The following is a 15,733-nucleotide window of genomic DNA, read 5'->3' as shown; positions in this document are numbered from 1 at the left end:
GTGGCCGAGTTACCGGAAAACCCCCGGAACTCGGCCACGGCGCTCGTCCGTTGAGGCCCCGTCGCCGCTCACCCCCCGGCCAGAGCCCCCGACGGAAGTGCTCCCCCCGCCGTTCCCCCGCACTGTGACGTGTGGCACTATGCGGGACACCCCCACCGGCACAGCTCTCACAGGAGACACGTCTCGCGTGCAGCACTCCGTCGTTCCGGAACTCGCTCACACCTCGCCGCGCCCCATCCACTGGGTCGCCACGGCCACCGCGATATCCGGTGTCATCGCCCTGTCCCCGGTGCTGCAGCCCGGCTCCGCGACGGCGACTCCGCCTCACCCCGGGAGCACGACGGCCTCGGCCGGCATCGCGGCACCCGACCCGGCCAAAGCCGACTTCCCGCTCGACTGCGGCCCCGCCAGAGTCCTCGTCCACAAGAAGGCCACCGGCGACCTCGACGGCGACGGCCGCCCGGAAACCGTCGCCGTCGTTCACTGCGACGCCGCCATGGGGACCCCGCCCGACGGCGTCTACGTCCTCACCCAGGCCGCCGACGCCACCAGACCCCGCATCGTCGCGACTCTCGTCGACCCCAAGGACCGCTTCACGGTCACCGACTTCGCCGTCCGCGACGCCGCAGTCTCCGCCACGCTTCTCGGCTACTCCTCGGCCGGCATACCCAGTTGCTGCCCCGACGTGAAGACCCCCGCCAAGTGGCAGTGGAAGGGCGGCGCGTTCGTCCGCTCCACGCCCTCCGGCGCACGCAACGTGTGACGTCGCACTCCCGGCCGCCGACACACACCGTCGCGTGACCGCCAGGAGGCGGGCACGCGACGGGACGGCGAATCCGATGTGAGAAGAAAGACATGAATGACGCTACGTCCTCATGGGATCACTCCGCGTCAGGCCCGTAGATCTCCGCCTTGTCCGAAATTCGACGTACATGAATGCACTCACCCGGACACTCCCGCGCCGAGTCCACCACGTCGGTGAGAAGGGGCAGCGGCACCGGCGTTGCAGCCCCCCTGGCCTGCAAAAGCTCCTCGTCAGCGCCCTTCACGTAGGCCAGACCGTCGATGTCCAGCTCGAAGACCTCAGGCGCGTACTGGGCGCAGATCCCGTCACCGGTGCACAGATCCTGATCGATCCAGACCTCCAGCGCCTCGCCCTCGACTCCGGCCTGCTGCACGATCATCTCCCCTGCCGATTTCCTGCGCAGAGCCGTCCCCGGGAATCCGGCCAGCTCTGACGGGTGTTGAACACCGTGAGCCTACCTGCGGCGGCTTCCCAATCATGTTCGGTGGGTATTCCCCTGGCGTGAGGGAGAGCGCAAGGGTGAAGATCGGACACACCTCGACAGTCTTTGTGATCTAGGGGTTTCAATCGACACCCACCCAGGTAGGGTCTGGAAGCGTCCAGCTCCCCTTGGAGGAGGTGAGGACCGTGGCAGCCCACGACGACGACATGAACCGCGGCATCCGCCCGGGGCGAGGGTCCGACGACCCTGCCGGGCAGATTGCCTACCTTGAGCAGGAGATCGCCGTCCTGCGACGCAAGCTCGCCGACTCTCCGCGACACACGAGGATTCTCGAAGAGCGGATCGTCGAGCTGCAGACCAACCTGGCCGGCGTGTCCGCACAGAACGAACGACTCGCCAACACGCTCCGTGAGGCCCGCGACCAGATCGTGGCCCTCAAGGAGGAGGTCGACCGGCTCGCACAGCCGCCGGCCGGCTTCGGTGTGTTCCTGCAGGCGATCGAGGACGGCACGGCCGACATCTTCACCGGTGGCCGCAAGCTCCGCGTGAACGTCAGCCCCAGCGTGGAGCTCGACGAGCTCCGCCGTGGCCAGGAAGTGATGCTCAACGAAGCGCTCAACGTGGTCGAGGCCATGGAATTCGAGCGGGTCGGGGACATCGTCACCCTCAAGGAAGTCCTCGAGGACGGCGAGCGCGCCCTGGTGCTCGGGCACACCGACGAGGAACGGGTGGTACGGCTCGCCGAGCCGCTGCTGGACGTCACCATCCGTCCCGGCGACGCCCTCCTGCTCGAACCCCGCTCCGGCTACGTCTACGAGGTCGTTCCGAAGAGCGAGGTCGAGGAACTCGTCCTCGAAGAAGTGCCCGACATCGGCTACGAGCAGATCGGCGGCCTCGCCGGTCAGATCGAAGCCATCCGGGACGCGGTCGAGCTCCCCTATCTCTACCCCGACCTGTTCAAGGAGCACGAACTGAGGCCGCCCAAGGGCGTCCTGCTGTACGGGCCCCCCGGATGCGGAAAGACGCTCATCGCCAAGGCCGTCGCGAACTCGCTGGCCAAGAAGGTCGCCGAGGTGACCGGCCAGGCCGCGGGCAAGAGCTTCTTCCTCAACATCAAGGGTCCCGAGCTGCTGAACAAGTACGTCGGTGAGACCGAGCGGCAGATCCGCCTCGTCTTCCAGCGCGCCCGTGAGAAGGCCAGCGAGGGCACTCCTGTCATCGTCTTCTTCGACGAGATGGAATCCCTCTTCCGCACCCGCGGCTCCGGTGTCAGCTCGGACGTGGAGAACACCATCGTCCCCCAGCTGCTCGCCGAGATCGACGGCGTGGAAGGCCTGCAGAATGTGGTGGTCATCGGCGCCTCCAACCGTGAGGACATGATCGACCCCGCCATCCTGCGGCCCGGCCGGCTCGATGTGAAGATCAAGATCGAACGTCCGGACGCCGAAGCGGCCAAGGACATCTTCGGGAAGTACCTCACCGAGAGGCTCCCGCTGCACGCCGAGGACGTCGGCGAGCACGGAGGCGACAAGTCGGCCACTGTCCACGGCATGATCCAGACCGCCGTGGAACAGATGTACGCCGAATCGGACGAGAACCGCTTCCTCGAGGTGACCTACGCCAACGGCGACAAGGAAGTCCTCTACTTCAAGGACTTCAACTCCGGCGCCATGATCGAGAACATCGTCGGACGCGCCAAGAAGATGGCGATCAAGGACTTCCTCGAACACAACCAGAAGGGCCTCAGGGTCTCCCACCTCCTCCAGGCGTGCGTGGACGAGTTCAAGGAGAACGAGGACCTGCCCAACACCACCAACCCCGACGACTGGGCCCGGATCTCCGGAAAGAAGGGCGAACGGATCGTCTACATCCGTACCCTCATCACCGGAAAGCAGGGCGCAGACACAGGACGCTCCATCGACACGGTGGCCAACACCGGTCAGTACCTGTAACAGCTGGGGCGGCTGCGGGTGCCCTCACCGGGGACCCGCAGCCGACTGCTTTTCGGGCACGGCTGGAGCAAGGTAATGACGCAAATGATCTCCCCACCAGCGCAAAGGCGTTCTAGGCTCTTCGTACCGCCGCGTCGCGCCGTGCGGGGACGGGCACCGCACGCGCACCGGAGCATCAGCGGTATCTGAGCGCCGCCCCCGACCGAGGGCGCCGCCGGGCAAGGAGGGCCGCATGACCGTACGGCGAGTAATGGGCATCGAGACGGAGTACGGCATCTCCGTCCCCGGGCACCCCAACGCCAATGCCATGCTCACCTCGTCCCAGATCGTCAACGCCTACGCGGCGGCGATGCACCGGGCCCGCCGGGCCCGCTGGGACTTCGAGGAGGAGAACCCGCTGCGGGACGCGCGAGGCTTCGACCTCGCACGCGAGGCCGCCGACGCCAGCCAGCTCACCGACGAGGACATCGGCCTCGCCAACGTGATCCTCACCAACGGGGCACGGCTCTACGTCGACCACGCGCACCCCGAATACAGCGCCCCCGAGGTGACCAACCCCCGCGACGCCGTCCTCTGGGACAAGGCCGGCGAGCGGATCATGGCCGAAGCCGCGGAACGGGCCGCCCAGCTCCCCGGCGCCCAGCCCATCCACCTCTACAAGAACAACACCGACAACAAGGGCGCCTCCTACGGCACGCACGAGAACTACCTGATGAAGCGGGAAACCCCCTTCTCCGACATCGTGCGCCACCTCACCCCGTTCTTCGTCTCCCGCCAGGTCTTCGCCGGCGCCGGCCGCGTCGGCATCGGCCAGGACGGACACGAACACGGGTTCCAGCTCAGCCAGCGCGCCGACTACTTCGAAGTCGAAGTGGGCCTCGAGACGACCCTCAAGCGCCCCATCATCAACACCCGCGACGAACCGCACGCAGACGCCGAGAAGTACCGCCGCCTGCACGTCATCATCGGAGACGCCAACCTCTCCGAGATCTCGACCTACCTGAAGCTGGGCACCACCGCCCTGGTCCTGTCCATGATCGAGGACGGCTTCATCGCGGTCGACCTGGCCGTCGACCAGCCCGTACGCACCCTGCACCAGGTCTCGCACGACCCCACCCTCGAGCGCCTCGTCACCCTCCGCAGCGGCCGGACGCTCACCGCCGTCCAGCTCCAGATGGAGTACTACGAGCTCTCGCGCAAATACGTCGAGGAGCGCTTCGGCGGGGACGCCGACGAGCAGACGAAGGACGTCCTCACCCGCTGGGAGGACACCCTCAACCGCCTGGAGCGGGACCCCATGAGCCTCGCCGGCGAACTCGACTGGGTCGCCAAACGGGAACTCATGGAGGGCTACCGGCGCCGTGACGGCCTCGACTGGGACGCCGCCCGGCTCCACCTGGTCGACCTCCAGTACGCCGACGTACGCCCCGAGAAGGGCCTCTACAACCGTCTGGCGGCCCGCGGCAAGATGAAGCGGCTGCTGTCCGAGGACGACGTCGAGCGGGCCCGTACGAAGCCCCCGGAGGACACCCGGGCCTACTTCCGCGGCCGCTGCCTGGAGCAGTACGCGGACGACGTCGCGGCGGCCTCCTGGGACTCGGTCATCTTCGACCTGCCCGGCCGTGACTCCCTGCAGCGGGTGCCAACCCTGGAACCGCTTCGCGGAACGCGTAATCACGTCAAGGAGCTCCTCGACCGCTGCCGCACGGCGGAGGACCTGGTCAGGGTCCTGTCAGGCGGCTGACCGGCCGCACGGGCCGTCCCGGCCGACCGGGGTGTAAATCCCGGCGGCCGGGAATCATCGAGGTGGCCCCCGTACGTTGGAGTAACTGCGGGGCCGATGTCGGACCGGGATTGTAGGGTCTGATCATCACCGATCGGCAGGAATGCCGACCATGTCGGGCGAACTGAGCGGGGTGACGGTTATGGCGACCAAGGACACCGGCGGCGGACAGCAGAAGGCGACGCGCTCCACGGAGGAGGTCGAGGAGCAGGCGCAGGAGGCGCAGGCCTCCGAGGACCTCAAGGAGCGGCACGAGAAGCTGAGTGACGACGTGGACTCTGTCCTCGATGAAATCGATGATGTGCTCGAGGAGAACGCAGAGGACTTCGTTCGGTCATTTGTCCAAAAGGGTGGGGAATAGCACCACGTGTCCGATTTGGATGCCGGGGAGAAGTGCCCGGCATGCAAGCGGATTCTCCCCACCAGCGCATTCGCGGCGAACACGTCGAAGCTCGACGGGCTTGAGGGCCGTTGCCGCGAATGCGGGGCAGCGGCGTGCCGGCGCCGCCGTGAGGCTCAGGGCAGAACGGCGCGTCGATCGGGTGTTCCCGAAAGACGCAAAGCACCGCCTGGGGTGTGACGAGGTCAAGCCGGGGAGCGAGTGGCATCGGAACGCAACCGCCGTTGTCCACGCGCTGCCAGGTGTTTCAGAGCCGCAACGTGGCGCTCCGACCATTCGAAGCGGTCAGTACGGCATCACTGAAGCTGAACGCGACGAGTTGATCGCCTTTCGCAGAGGCGTCTGCTGCATATGTCCAACGGCCCCGGCAACGCATGTGGATCACCGTCACAACACGGGTAGGGTCCGTGGCGTACTGTGCTTCAGCTGCAATGCCGCACTGGGGCAGTTCAAGGGTCGGCCCGACGTCACACGGCGGGCTGCGACATACCTGGAAGGAAACGCGTGGAAGCCAATCCTCGTAGCACCGGGCGTCTACCAGCTGCCTTCCTGACGCCTGGGTCGTCGTCCTTCATGGACTTCCTGTCCGAGCACCAGCCCACACTGCTGCCCGGCAACCGGCAGCTGCCCCCGACTCAGGGCGTGATCGAGGCCCCGCACGGCACGACCATCGTCTCCGTCACGTTCCCCGGCGGTGTGGTGCTCGCCGGTGACCGCAGGGCGACCATGGGCAATGTGATCGCGCAGCGCGACATCGAAAAGGTGTTCCCCGCGGACGAGTACTCGGCGGTCGGGATCGCCGGCACGGCGGGTCTGGCCGTGGAGATGGTGAAGCTGTTCCAGCTGGAGCTGGAGCACTTCGAGAAGGTCGAGGGTGCGCAGCTGTCCCTGGAGGGCAAGGCGAACCGCCTGTCGACCATGATCCGTTCCAACCTCGGTATGGCCATGCAGGGCCTGGCCGTGGTGCCGCTCTTCGCCGGTTACGACGTGGACCGGGAGAAGGGCCGTATTTTCTCGTACGACGTGACGGGCGGCCGCTCCGAGGAGCACGGATTCGCGGCCACGGGCTCCGGGTCGATCTTCGCGCGCGGCGCCATGAAGAAGCTTTTCCGTGATGATCTGAACGAGGAGCAGGCCACCACTTTGGTGGTCCAGGCCTTGTACGACGCGGCGGACGACGACTCGGCGACGGGTGGTCCCGATGTCGCCCGCCGGATCTATCCGGTTATCACCGTGATCACCGAGGACGGTTTCCGTCGGCTCACCGAGGATGAGGCGGGTGACCTCGCCCGTGCGGTTCTGCAGCGTCGTCTGGAGGAGCCGGACGGCCCGAAGGCCGCCTTGCTCTGACGCCGGCCCTGGTTGTGGTGAAGGTGATCGTGTGACTTCGACAGAAAGGGACGGGTAACCGGTGTCGACGCCGTTCTATGTCTCCCCCCAGCAGGCCATGGCCGACCGGGCGGAGTACGCCCGCAAGGGCATCGCGCGGGGCCGCAGTCTGGTCGTGATGCAGTACGCCGACGGCATCGTGTTCGTCGGTGAGAACCCGTCCCGTGCCCTGCACAAGTTCAGTGAGATCTATGACCGGATCGGTTTTGCGGCGGCTGGTAAGTACAACGAGTACGAGAATCTGCGGATCGGCGGTGTCCGGTATGCCGATCTGCGGGGCTACACCTACGACCGTGACGATGTGACCGCTCGGGGCCTCGCCAACGTGTATGCCCAGACGCTGGGCACGATCTTCTCGAGTGCGGCGGAGAAGCCGTACGAGGTGGAGCTGGTGGTCGCCGAGGTGGGGGAGACCCCGGAGGGCGATCAGATCTACCGTCTGCCGCATGACGGGTCGATCGTGGACGAGCACGGTTCGGTGGCGGTCGGTGGCAATGCGGAGCAGATCAGCAGCTTCCTGGATCAGCGTCATCGGGACGGTATGACGCTGGCGGAGGCGTTGAGGCTGGCCGTTCAGGCTCTGTCCCGTGACACGAACGGCAGTGAGCGGGAGATTCCCGCGGAGCGCCTGGAGGTCGCGGTGCTGGATCGTACGCGGCCGCAGGCGCGCAAGTTCAAGCGGATCGTGGGCCGTCAACTCTCCCGTCTGCTGGCGGCGGACGGTGTGGCGACGGCTGCCGAGGCGGAGGAGGAGTCCTCCGAGGACGAGGAGTGATCGCCGGCGCCGCACTGTGAGGGTGCGGCGCGGCGTGGTGAGCCATGCAGTGCGCCCCGGCCGGGAACGGCCGGGGCGCACTGCCGTGTGTCAGGGGCGTGGAGGGGCGGTGGAGCCCCGTACGACGAGTTGGACGGGGATGTCGCCCTGTTCTGGTGTACGGCCTTCGAGGACGGCGAGGAGGGCTTGCATGCCGCGTTCCCCGAAGAGTTCCGCGTCGAGGCGGACGGTGGTGAGTTCGGGGTCGAGGGCGGTGGCGAGGGCGAGGTCGTCGAGGCCGGTGACGGAGAGGTCGTCGGGGATGCGCAGGCCGAGGCGGCGGGCGGCCTTGTAGGCGCCGGCGGCCAGTTTGTCGTCGTCGCAGACGAGTGCGGTGGGGCGGGGGCCGGGAGTGGCGAGGGCGGCTTCGGCGGCGGCGAGGGCGTCGTCGATGGAGATGGGTGCGCGGGTGGCGGCCAGGCTGGTGCCGGGGACCTGAGAGAGGCGTGCGGCCAGTTCGCGGGCTCGTACGTCGAAGGTCCAGGAGGGGATGTCGGCGGAGAGGTGGAGGAATCGCCGGTGGCCGAGGGCGAGCAGGTGGTCGGCGACCTGGCGTATGCCGTCGGCGATGTCGAGGTTGACGGTGGCGGCTCCCAGGCTGCCCCGGGGATCGCTGTCGAGCATGACGAGGGGGAGCTGGTCGCCGCGGATGACGGTGAGGGCGTCGGCGGCCATGGAGGAGGCGATGACGCCGTCCAGTGCGGCTTGTGCGGAGTGGAAGGGGTCTTTGGCGGGGCCGACGCCCTCGGGTGAGGGGTAGAGGACGACGCCGAATCCGTGTTCGGCGGCGACGCGGGCGGCGCCGGTGTAGACGCCGGCGAAGAATTCGGTGGTGAGGGCGGGGACGACGAGGAGGACGGTGCGGGTGCGGCCGAGGCGCAGGTTGCGGGCGGCGAGATTGGGGCGGTAGCCGAGTTCGCGTGCGGCTTCGCGTACTCGTTCGGCGGTGGTCTCGGAGACGCGACCGCGCCATTTGTCGCCGAGGACGAGGGAGACGGCGGCCTGGGAGACGCCGGCGGCCTGGGCGACATCGCGGCTGGTGGGTCGCGTGCTACCTGGTGCCACCGTGGGCCTGCTCTTTCGTCTGGACTCCTGGACAGCGCACATGGTACGTATGACGGAGGACGTTATACGTACAACGTCAGGAGTCACGGGCACGGCGGAGGTCGCGGAAGTCCGGGGACGGCAGGCGATGGAGCAGGAGAAGGGGCGGGCATGACCGCGGGTTACCTCGAGATCCTCCGGGAGAGGCATGCCGCGCGCCTGCTCGTCGGGACGCTGGTGGGCCGGTTGCCGAACGCGACCGCTGCGATCGCGGTGGTGCTGTTCGTGCGGGCCGAGGGCGGCACCTACAGCCTCGCCGGTGCGCTCGCCGCGGTGTACGGGGTGGCGAACGCGGTGGGCCAGCCCCTGCTCGGCCGTCTCGTGGATCTGCGCGGGCAGCCGCGGGTGCAGCTCCCGGCCGCGGTGGTCTCCGCCCTCGCGATGACCGGGTTCGCCCTGATGGGCGTCGAGCCACCCGGATGGGCGTATGCCGCCGTCGCGGTCGCCGGACTGTTCACGCCGCCTCTGGAGGGCGGTCTGCGTGCTCTGTGGCCGGTCGTGCTGCGCCGCAAGGAGCAGGTGCCCACGGCGTACGCGATGGATGCCGTCGCCCAGGAGGTGATGTTCACCGTCGGCCCGCTGCTGGTGACCGTGTGTGCGGCCGTGTGGTCCGCCCGAGTGGCCCTGGTCGTACTCAATGTCATCGGTGTCCTGGGGGCGCTGTCGGTCGTCGTCTCGCCGCCGTCACGCGGGTGGAGCTCGGCGCCGCGTGAGGCGCACTGGCTCGGTGCCCTGCGTTCGCGGGGGCTGCTGGCGCTGCTCGGCGCGTTCCTGTCCGTGGGGATCGCGCTGGGCTCCATCACGGTGGCGGCCGTCTCGTACGCCGACGGTCACGGCGGCGACGGGGTGTACGGCTGGCTGATGGCCGCTCTGGGGCTCGGGGCCCTGGTCGGAGGCACCGTGTACGGGGCGCGGCAGTGGTCGGGTGCGCCGGAGCGGCGACTGCGCGTGCTCGTGGGGCTTCTGGCGGTGTGTTATCTGCCGCTCATGCTGATGCCGGGTGTGGTGGCGATGGTGCTGCTCACGGCGCTCGCGGGAGTGTTCCTGGCGCCTTGTATCGCCTGTGCGTTCATCATCGTGGACCGGCATGCGCCGAGCGGGACGGTCACGGAGGCGTTCTCGTGGCTCGTGACGACGTTCACAGTGGGGGCGTCGGTCGGTACGGGGCTTGCGGGGCCGGTCGTGCAGGCGGGCGGCGCACTGTGGGGGTTCGCGCTGCCGGGTGCCGCCGGAGCGGTGTCCTTGCTGGTGCTGCTGGCGACGGGGCGGGTCCTCGCAGTTCCCGCTGGGGGTGCGGTGGTTGCAGCTTCACCGGAAAATGATCCAAACCGTGCTGTCGAACCTCGTTTCAGCTCGGGGGATCGGGCGTAATGTTCACTCATGGACCGCCGCATTTTCGGGCTGGAGAACGAGTACGGCGTCACGTGCACGTTCAGGGGACAGCGCCGCCTGTCGCCTGACGAGGTGGCGCGGTACCTCTTCCGCCGTGTCGTGTCATGGGGCCGCAGCAGCAATGTGTTTCTGCGGAATGGTGCCCGCCTGTATCTCGACGTGGGCTCACATCCGGAATATGCGACACCCGAATGTGACAACGTGATCGAACTGGTCACCCACGACAAGGCTGGCGAGCGCATTCTCGAAGGGCTCCTGGTCGATGCCGAACGCCGCCTGCACGAGGAGGGAATCGCGGGCGACGTCTATCTCTTCAAGAACAACACCGACTCGGCGGGCAACTCCTACGGTTGCCACGAGAACTACCTGGTGGCGCGGCACGGCGAGTTCTCGCGGCTTGCGGACATCCTGATCCCGTTCCTGGTCACGCGGCAGCTGCTGTGCGGCGCCGGCAAGGTGCTGCAGACGCCGCGGGGTGCCGTGTACTGCGTGAGCCAGCGCGCCGAGCACATCTGGGAGGGCGTCAGCTCGGCGACGACGCGTTCCCGGCCCATCATCAACACGCGTGACGAGCCGCACGCGGACGCCGAGCGCTACCGCCGCCTGCACGTCATCGTGGGCGACTCGAACATGTCCGAGACGACCATGCTGCTCAAGGTCGGCGCGACCGACCTGGTGCTGCGCATGATCGAGGCGGGCACGGTGATGCGGGATCTCACCCTGGAGAACCCGATCCGGGCGATCCGCGAGGTCAGCCACGACATCACGGGCCGCCGCAAGGTGCGCCTGGCGAGCGGTCGTGAGGCCTCCGCCCTGGAGGTGCAGCGCGAGTACTACGAGAAGGCCGTGGACTTCTGCGAGCGCCGCGGGATCCGTACGGGCATCGTGGAGCAGGTCCTGGAGCTGTGGGGCCGCACGCTGGACGCCATCGAGGCGGAGGACCTGGACCGGATCGGCACCGAGATCGACTGGGTGATGAAGTACAAGCTGATCGAGCGGTACCGGGCCAAGCACAACATGACGATGTCGCATCCGCGGGTCGCTCAGATAGACCTCGCCTACCACGACATCCACCGTCGCCGCGGCCTGTACTACCTGCTGGAGAAGAAGGGCCAAGCCACCCGGATCTGCAACGACTTGAAGATCTTCGAGGGCAAGTCGGTTCCTCCGCAGACCACTCGGGCTCGGCTGCGCGGCGACTTCATCCGCCGTGCGCAGGAACAGCGCCGTGACTTCACGGTGGACTGGGTGCATCTGAAGCTCAACGACCAGGCGCAGCGCACCGTGTTGTGCAAGGACCCGTTCCGGTCGGTGGACGACCGGGTGGAGAAGCTGATCGCCGGAATGTGAGGAGGCGTTCCCCGGATATCGCCGGAACGCAACGCGGGCGTCGCACGTTTGCCGTGCGGCGCCCTCCTCACGCCGTAGAGTTGCGCGCACGCCATCAATCAAGATCGACCGATTACGAGGCCCCACCGTGCGCCGACGTTCACTCCTCCTTGCCGCCCTGCCCGCCGGACTGGTCACGCTCGCCGGATGCGGCGGCGGGTCCGGCAAGAGCAAGGCCAGCGCAAGTCCGTCCCCCTCGGCGCCCGCCACCTCCGCCGCTCCCTCGCCGAAGATCGTCGAGGGGCCGCTGCCGGCCATCACCGCGGGTACCAAGTTCGGCGAGAAACCGATCATCGCCAAGGGGCCCGGCGCCCCGCCGCAGGACCTGGCGGTCAGGACGGTGATCCCGGGCACCGGCCAGCCGGTCGCGGAGAACGACTACATCCAGGCGAACTACCTGGGCCAGATCTGGAGCACGGCCAAGGTCTTCGACAACTCCTACGACCGCAAGACGCCGCTGGTGATCCAGCTGGCCCCGGGCGGCATCATCGACGGCTGGCGGTATGCGCTGCCGGGCAAGAAGGTCGGCAGCCGGGTGGAGATGGCCGTGCCCCCGACCTGGGGGTACGGCGCGCAGGGCAATACCCAGGCGGGTATCAAGGGCACCGACACGCTGGTCTTCGTGGTGGACATCGAGAACGCCTTCAACGGGAAGAGCTCCGCGAAGGGCACGGCGGTCCCGCAGAACAGGGCGGACCTGCCGAAGGTGGGCACGAACACCGACGGCAAGGCCCCCTCCATCGACGTGCCGAAGACGAAGGCCCCGACGGGCCTCGTGTCGAACTACGTGCTGGAGGGCGACGGCCCGGCGGTCACCGCGGACAGCACGGTGCTGGTGCAGTACAAGGGCGTGCTGTGGGACACCGGCAAGGAGTTCGACTCCACGTACAGCCGCGGCCAGCTCGCGTCGTTCTCGCTGCAGCAGGTCGTCAAGGGCTGGGCCGAGGGGCTGACCGGCAAGAAGGTGGGCAGCCGTGTCCTCATCGTCGTCCCGCCGAAGCTGGGGTACGGCGACAACCCGCCCCCCGGCAGCAGCATCAAGAAGGACTCCACCCTCGTCTTCTCGGTCGACATCCTGGCGAAGATGTAACGCCTTCAGGGATGTGAGAGTGTCGGAAGTGCCGCAATGGCCTCAACACGAACTAGCAGGAGCTATTGACGTGAGCATCGACAAGCCCGAGATCGACTTCCCGGGCGGCGAGCCCCCGGCCGACCTCGAGATCAAGGACATTTGGGAGGGTGACGGCCCGGAGGCCAAGGCGGGCGACACCGTCTCCGTCCACTACGTGGGCGTGGCCTTCTCCACGGGCGAGGAGTTCGACGCGTCCTGGAACCGTGGCACGCCGCTGAAGTTCCAGCTCGGTGTGGGTCAGGTCATCAAGGGCTGGGACCAGGGCGTGCAGGGCATGAAGGTCGGCGGCCGTCGCCAGCTGACCATTCCGGCGCACCTCGCCTACGGCGACCGTGGCGCGGGCGGCCGGATCAAGCCTGGCGAGACTCTGATCTTCGTCTGCGACCTGGTCGCGGTCTGATCCGGGGTCCGGTCACCTTCCTGCGGTCACTCTCCTCCCGGATCCCCTGAGTGGTGATCCGGGGATGGGTGACCGCTGCCCCGCTGGGTGCGCCCGCCGTCGCGTCGGGCGTGTCGCGTCGGGCGCGGACCGGTCGCCGCGCGCCGGTGGTCGGGGTGCGGCCGATGCGCCGGATCCGGCCCGGGCGGGTGTCGTCGGACCGGGGCCGGTCGCCGTACGACGGCGGCACGGTGCCCGACCGGAAACGATCATCTGAGGCCCATGCCTGTGCGGGCATGGGCCTTCGGCTTTTGCCGGGACACCCGCGAGCGGTACGGTCGTCGATCGTAAGCATCATGGGGAGGCGAAGGGCGTCGATGGCCATTGCCAAGGCCGAGCGGCTGATGAACCTGGCGCTGTGTCTGCTGGGGACGCGGCGGCCGCTCAGCAAGCGGGAGCTGCGCGAGTCCATCGAGGCGTATGTCGAGGCGTTCGGGCCGGAGAAGGGCACGGGCGGCTCCGACGACTCCTTCAACCGCATGTTCGAGCGCGACAAGGACGACCTGCGCGAGCTGGGCCTGGTCATCGAGACCGTGGAGAACCTGGACGGCGAGGTCGGCTATCTCGCCCGCCGTGACAGCAACCGTCTCCCGCCGATCACGCTGGACGCCGAGGAGGCCGCCGCGCTCGGTCTGGCCGCCAAGGTCTGGCAGCAGGCCCGCCTCGCCGGAGCCGCGAGCGGCGCGCTGCAGAAGCTCCGCGCGGCCGGACTTCCCGAGGACGTCGACCCCTACGAGGCCCACGGGGCGCTGGAGCCGCGCATCCCGGTGCACGAGGCGGCGTTCGAGCCGCTGATGCTCGCCTGCCGCGACCGCCGCCCGGTCGTCTTCGACTACCGCAAGGCCAACGCCGCCCGCCCCGAGACCCGGCAGGTCGAGCCCTGGGCGCTCGAGTGCTGGCGCGGCCACTGGTATCTGGCCGGCTGGGACCGCGACCGGAACGCCGAGCGCGTCTTCCGGCTCTCCCGGATCACCGGCAAGGTGCGCAGCCGCGGCGGCGGCTTCACCGCGCAGGTGCCCGACGTGGTCACCGTCCGCGAGACCGTGGCGAGCTGGGCGGGGGAGACGGCCGACCGCACGGCCCGGATCCGGCTGCGCACGGACGCGGGCTACCCCCTTCGTGCGAAGGCCACCGCCGTGCGGGAACTCGGCGACGGCTGGGACGAGTTGGAGATTCCGTACGGGCACGGTCTGGACGCCTGGCTGGTCGAGTTCGGGCCGGACGTCGTCGTCCTGGAGCCGGCGGAGCTCCGTTCCGACGTCGTGGACCGGCTGCGCGCCGTGGCCAAGGGCTGAGGAGGAGAGGTACGACAGTGGCAGCCAAACCGGCCAGACCGGCGAACGCCATCGACCAGACCCGGCGGATGCTCTCCCTGGTGACCTATCTGCGGGAGCGCCCCGGCGCCCGAATCGAGGACGTCGCCCGGGCCTTCGGGATCACCGAGGACGAGCTGGTCTCGGACCTCGATGTGCTGCCGATGTGCGGCACCAGCTTCCGGGGCGGCGATCTGCTGGACATCGACACCGACGGCGAGCGCATCTGGTGGCACAACCCGGCCGCGCTCGGCGCGGAGGCCGCCGAGCCGCTGCGCCTGGCGGCCGACGAGGCGACCGCGCTGCTGGTGGCCGCGCGGGCCGTGGCCACCCTGCCGGGTCTGCGGGAGGGCGACCGGCAGGCGCTGCTGCGGGCCACCGCCAAGGTGGAGACCGCGGCCGGTGAGGCGGCGGGTGCCAGCTCGCGGCTCTCGGTGACCTTCGAGTCCGAGGGCGGGGTCTTCGCGGACGTCGATCGGGCCATCTCCGAGCGCCGCCGCCTGTGGATCCGCTACTACTCGCCGGCCCGGGACGAGGTCACCGAGCGCGAGATCGACCCGATCCGCCTGGTCAGCGTGGGCCACACCTATGTGGAGGCGTGGTGCCGGCGCTCGGAGGCGCGGCGCACCTTCCGGCTGGACCGGGTCGCCGAGATCAGGATTCTGGACGAACCCTCGGCGCCTCCGGAGGTCGAGCTGCGCGACCTCTCCGAGGGACTCGTCCAGCCCGCCGCCGAGGACCCCGAGGTGGTCGTCGAGGTCGGTCCGGGTGGTCGCTGGGTCGCCGAGTACTACCCGCACGACAGCGCGGATGAGTTGCCGGACGGCGGGCTGCGTATCACCTTGCGGACCCCGGATCCTGCGTCGCTGCGCCGGCTGGCACTGCGGCTCGGGCGCGACGGACGGATCGTGTCGCCGCAGGACCTCGCGGACAGCGCCCGCCGGGCGGCGGCCGAGGCGCTCGAGGCGTACGACAGGCCGGACGGGGTTCAGGACGGGCTGTACGACAGGCAGGAGCAGGGGCTGTGAGCACGTCGGCGAAGTCTGGAACTCCCGAGCTGCCCGAGGCTCCGGCCGATGCGGCGGCGCAGGCGGCCGAGGCCGCGGAGGTGTCGGTGCGGACGGCGTTCGCCGGTATGAGAAGGGTGGCGGACGTGGTCTTCAGGGCCGGCTGCCCGGACTGCCGGGCCCGCTTCGAGCTGGGGGCGAGCGCGCTGCGGCTGGCCATCGGTGCCACCAGCAAGACCACCTTCTACTCGTTCACCTGCCCCGAGTGCGGCGCCTCGGTCCGCAAGCCGGCGGGGGACCGCATCGTCGAACTGCTCACCGGGGGCGGGGTGCGGACCCTGCGGCTGCACTCCACCCTCTAGGCTCGACGTC

16 protein-coding genes are annotated in these 15,733 nt (G+C 68.8%); 14 read left to right on the top strand and 2 right to left on the bottom strand.

What is annotated here, in order from left to right:
• The first annotated feature begins 187 nt into the window (after window positions 1-187).
• Window positions 188-763 carry a hypothetical protein gene (locus ACWDA7_RS31410; RefSeq protein WP_450608450.1) on the top strand — a complete coding sequence of 192 codons (576 nt, stop codon included), beginning with the start codon at window positions 188-190 and terminating at the stop codon, window positions 761-763.
• Window positions 764-881: 118 nt separating this feature from the next.
• On the opposite strand, the gene ACWDA7_RS31405 is transcribed toward ACWDA7_RS31410, so the two are convergent.
• Window positions 882-1,184: a ferredoxin gene (locus ACWDA7_RS31405; RefSeq protein ID WP_432925894.1), complete on the bottom strand. Its 303-nt coding sequence runs from the start codon at window positions 1,182-1,184 to the stop codon at window positions 882-884.
• Between the two features lie 248 nt (window positions 1,185-1,432).
• Between ACWDA7_RS31405 and arc the strand changes: the two genes are divergently transcribed.
• The 6 genes from arc to prcA all read left to right on the top strand — a co-directional run bounded on the left by arc (window position 1,433) and on the right by prcA (window position 7,546).
• Window positions 1,433-3,199 (top strand): proteasome ATPase, encoded by a 1,767-nt coding sequence (gene arc / locus ACWDA7_RS31400; RefSeq protein ID WP_359389642.1) that lies wholly within the window; start codon window positions 1,433-1,435, stop codon window positions 3,197-3,199.
• A 232-nt stretch (window positions 3,200-3,431) separates the two neighbouring features.
• The gene (gene dop / locus ACWDA7_RS31395) at window positions 3,432-4,943 is read left to right on the top strand and encodes a depupylase/deamidase Dop (RefSeq protein WP_450608448.1); all 1,512 of its coding nucleotides are present in this window, start codon (window positions 3,432-3,434) and stop codon (window positions 4,941-4,943) included.
• A 181-nt stretch (window positions 4,944-5,124) separates the two neighbouring features.
• Entirely contained in the window at window positions 5,125-5,343 is a 219-nt protein-coding gene (locus ACWDA7_RS31390; RefSeq protein ID WP_059248381.1) for a ubiquitin-like protein Pup, read from the top strand.
• Window positions 5,270-5,935: an endonuclease VII domain-containing protein gene (locus ACWDA7_RS31385; protein ID WP_450608446.1), complete on the top strand. Its 666-nt coding sequence runs from the start codon at window positions 5,270-5,272 to the stop codon at window positions 5,933-5,935. Before ACWDA7_RS31390 ends, ACWDA7_RS31385 begins: the two co-directional genes overlap by 74 nt.
• Window positions 5,887-6,732 carry a proteasome subunit beta gene (gene prcB, locus ACWDA7_RS31380; RefSeq protein ID WP_450608445.1) on the top strand — a complete coding sequence of 282 codons (846 nt, stop codon included), beginning with the start codon at window positions 5,887-5,889 and terminating at the stop codon, window positions 6,730-6,732. Before ACWDA7_RS31385 ends, prcB begins: the two co-directional genes overlap by 49 nt.
• Before the next feature lie 61 nt (window positions 6,733-6,793).
• Window positions 6,794-7,546, top strand: coding sequence for a proteasome subunit alpha (gene prcA / locus ACWDA7_RS31375; protein WP_450608443.1), 753 nt, complete (start codon window positions 6,794-6,796; stop codon window positions 7,544-7,546).
• A 90-nt stretch (window positions 7,547-7,636) separates the two neighbouring features.
• Here the strand turns inward: prcA and ACWDA7_RS31370 are convergent, their stop codons facing one another.
• Window positions 7,637-8,650 carry a LacI family DNA-binding transcriptional regulator gene (locus tag ACWDA7_RS31370; RefSeq protein ID WP_450608441.1) on the bottom strand — a complete coding sequence of 338 codons (1,014 nt, stop codon included), beginning with the start codon at window positions 8,648-8,650 and terminating at the stop codon, window positions 7,637-7,639.
• 150 nt (window positions 8,651-8,800) lie between these two features.
• Here ACWDA7_RS31370 and ACWDA7_RS31365 point away from each other — a divergent pair, with 150 nt between their 5' ends.
• The 7 genes from ACWDA7_RS31365 to ACWDA7_RS31335 all read left to right on the top strand — a co-directional run bounded on the left by ACWDA7_RS31365 (window position 8,801) and on the right by ACWDA7_RS31335 (window position 15,723).
• On the top strand, window positions 8,801-10,060 hold the full coding sequence (locus ACWDA7_RS31365) for an MFS transporter (protein ID WP_450608439.1): 1,260 nt from the start codon (window positions 8,801-8,803) through the stop codon (window positions 10,058-10,060).
• Between the two features lie 9 nt (window positions 10,061-10,069).
• Window positions 10,070-11,431: a Pup--protein ligase gene (pafA, locus tag ACWDA7_RS31360; protein WP_359389661.1), complete on the top strand. Its 1,362-nt coding sequence runs from the start codon at window positions 10,070-10,072 to the stop codon at window positions 11,429-11,431.
• Between the two features lie 127 nt (window positions 11,432-11,558).
• Window positions 11,559-12,560: an FKBP-type peptidyl-prolyl cis-trans isomerase gene (locus ACWDA7_RS31355; RefSeq protein WP_450608437.1), complete on the top strand. Its 1,002-nt coding sequence runs from the start codon at window positions 11,559-11,561 to the stop codon at window positions 12,558-12,560.
• Between the two features lie 70 nt (window positions 12,561-12,630).
• Window positions 12,631-13,002 (top strand): FKBP-type peptidyl-prolyl cis-trans isomerase, encoded by a 372-nt coding sequence (locus ACWDA7_RS31350; protein ID WP_359389668.1) that lies wholly within the window; start codon window positions 12,631-12,633, stop codon window positions 13,000-13,002.
• Window positions 13,003-13,358: 356 nt separating this feature from the next.
• Window positions 13,359-14,336 (top strand): helix-turn-helix transcriptional regulator, encoded by a 978-nt coding sequence (locus ACWDA7_RS31345; RefSeq protein ID WP_450608435.1) that lies wholly within the window; start codon window positions 13,359-13,361, stop codon window positions 14,334-14,336.
• Between the two features lie 17 nt (window positions 14,337-14,353).
• On the top strand, window positions 14,354-15,382 hold the full coding sequence (locus ACWDA7_RS31340; protein ID WP_450608433.1) for a helix-turn-helix transcriptional regulator: 1,029 nt from the start codon (window positions 14,354-14,356) through the stop codon (window positions 15,380-15,382).
• On the top strand, window positions 15,379-15,723 hold the full coding sequence (locus ACWDA7_RS31335) for a hypothetical protein (protein WP_450608431.1): 345 nt from the start codon (window positions 15,379-15,381) through the stop codon (window positions 15,721-15,723). Before ACWDA7_RS31340 ends, ACWDA7_RS31335 begins: the two co-directional genes overlap by 4 nt.
• Window positions 15,724-15,733: the final 10 nt, after the last annotated feature.

The organism is Streptomyces sp. NPDC001156 (genome assembly GCF_053598275.1).
The sequence above is the reverse complement of the archived record's forward strand: the minus strand, read 5'-3'. Positions and strand labels throughout refer to the sequence as shown.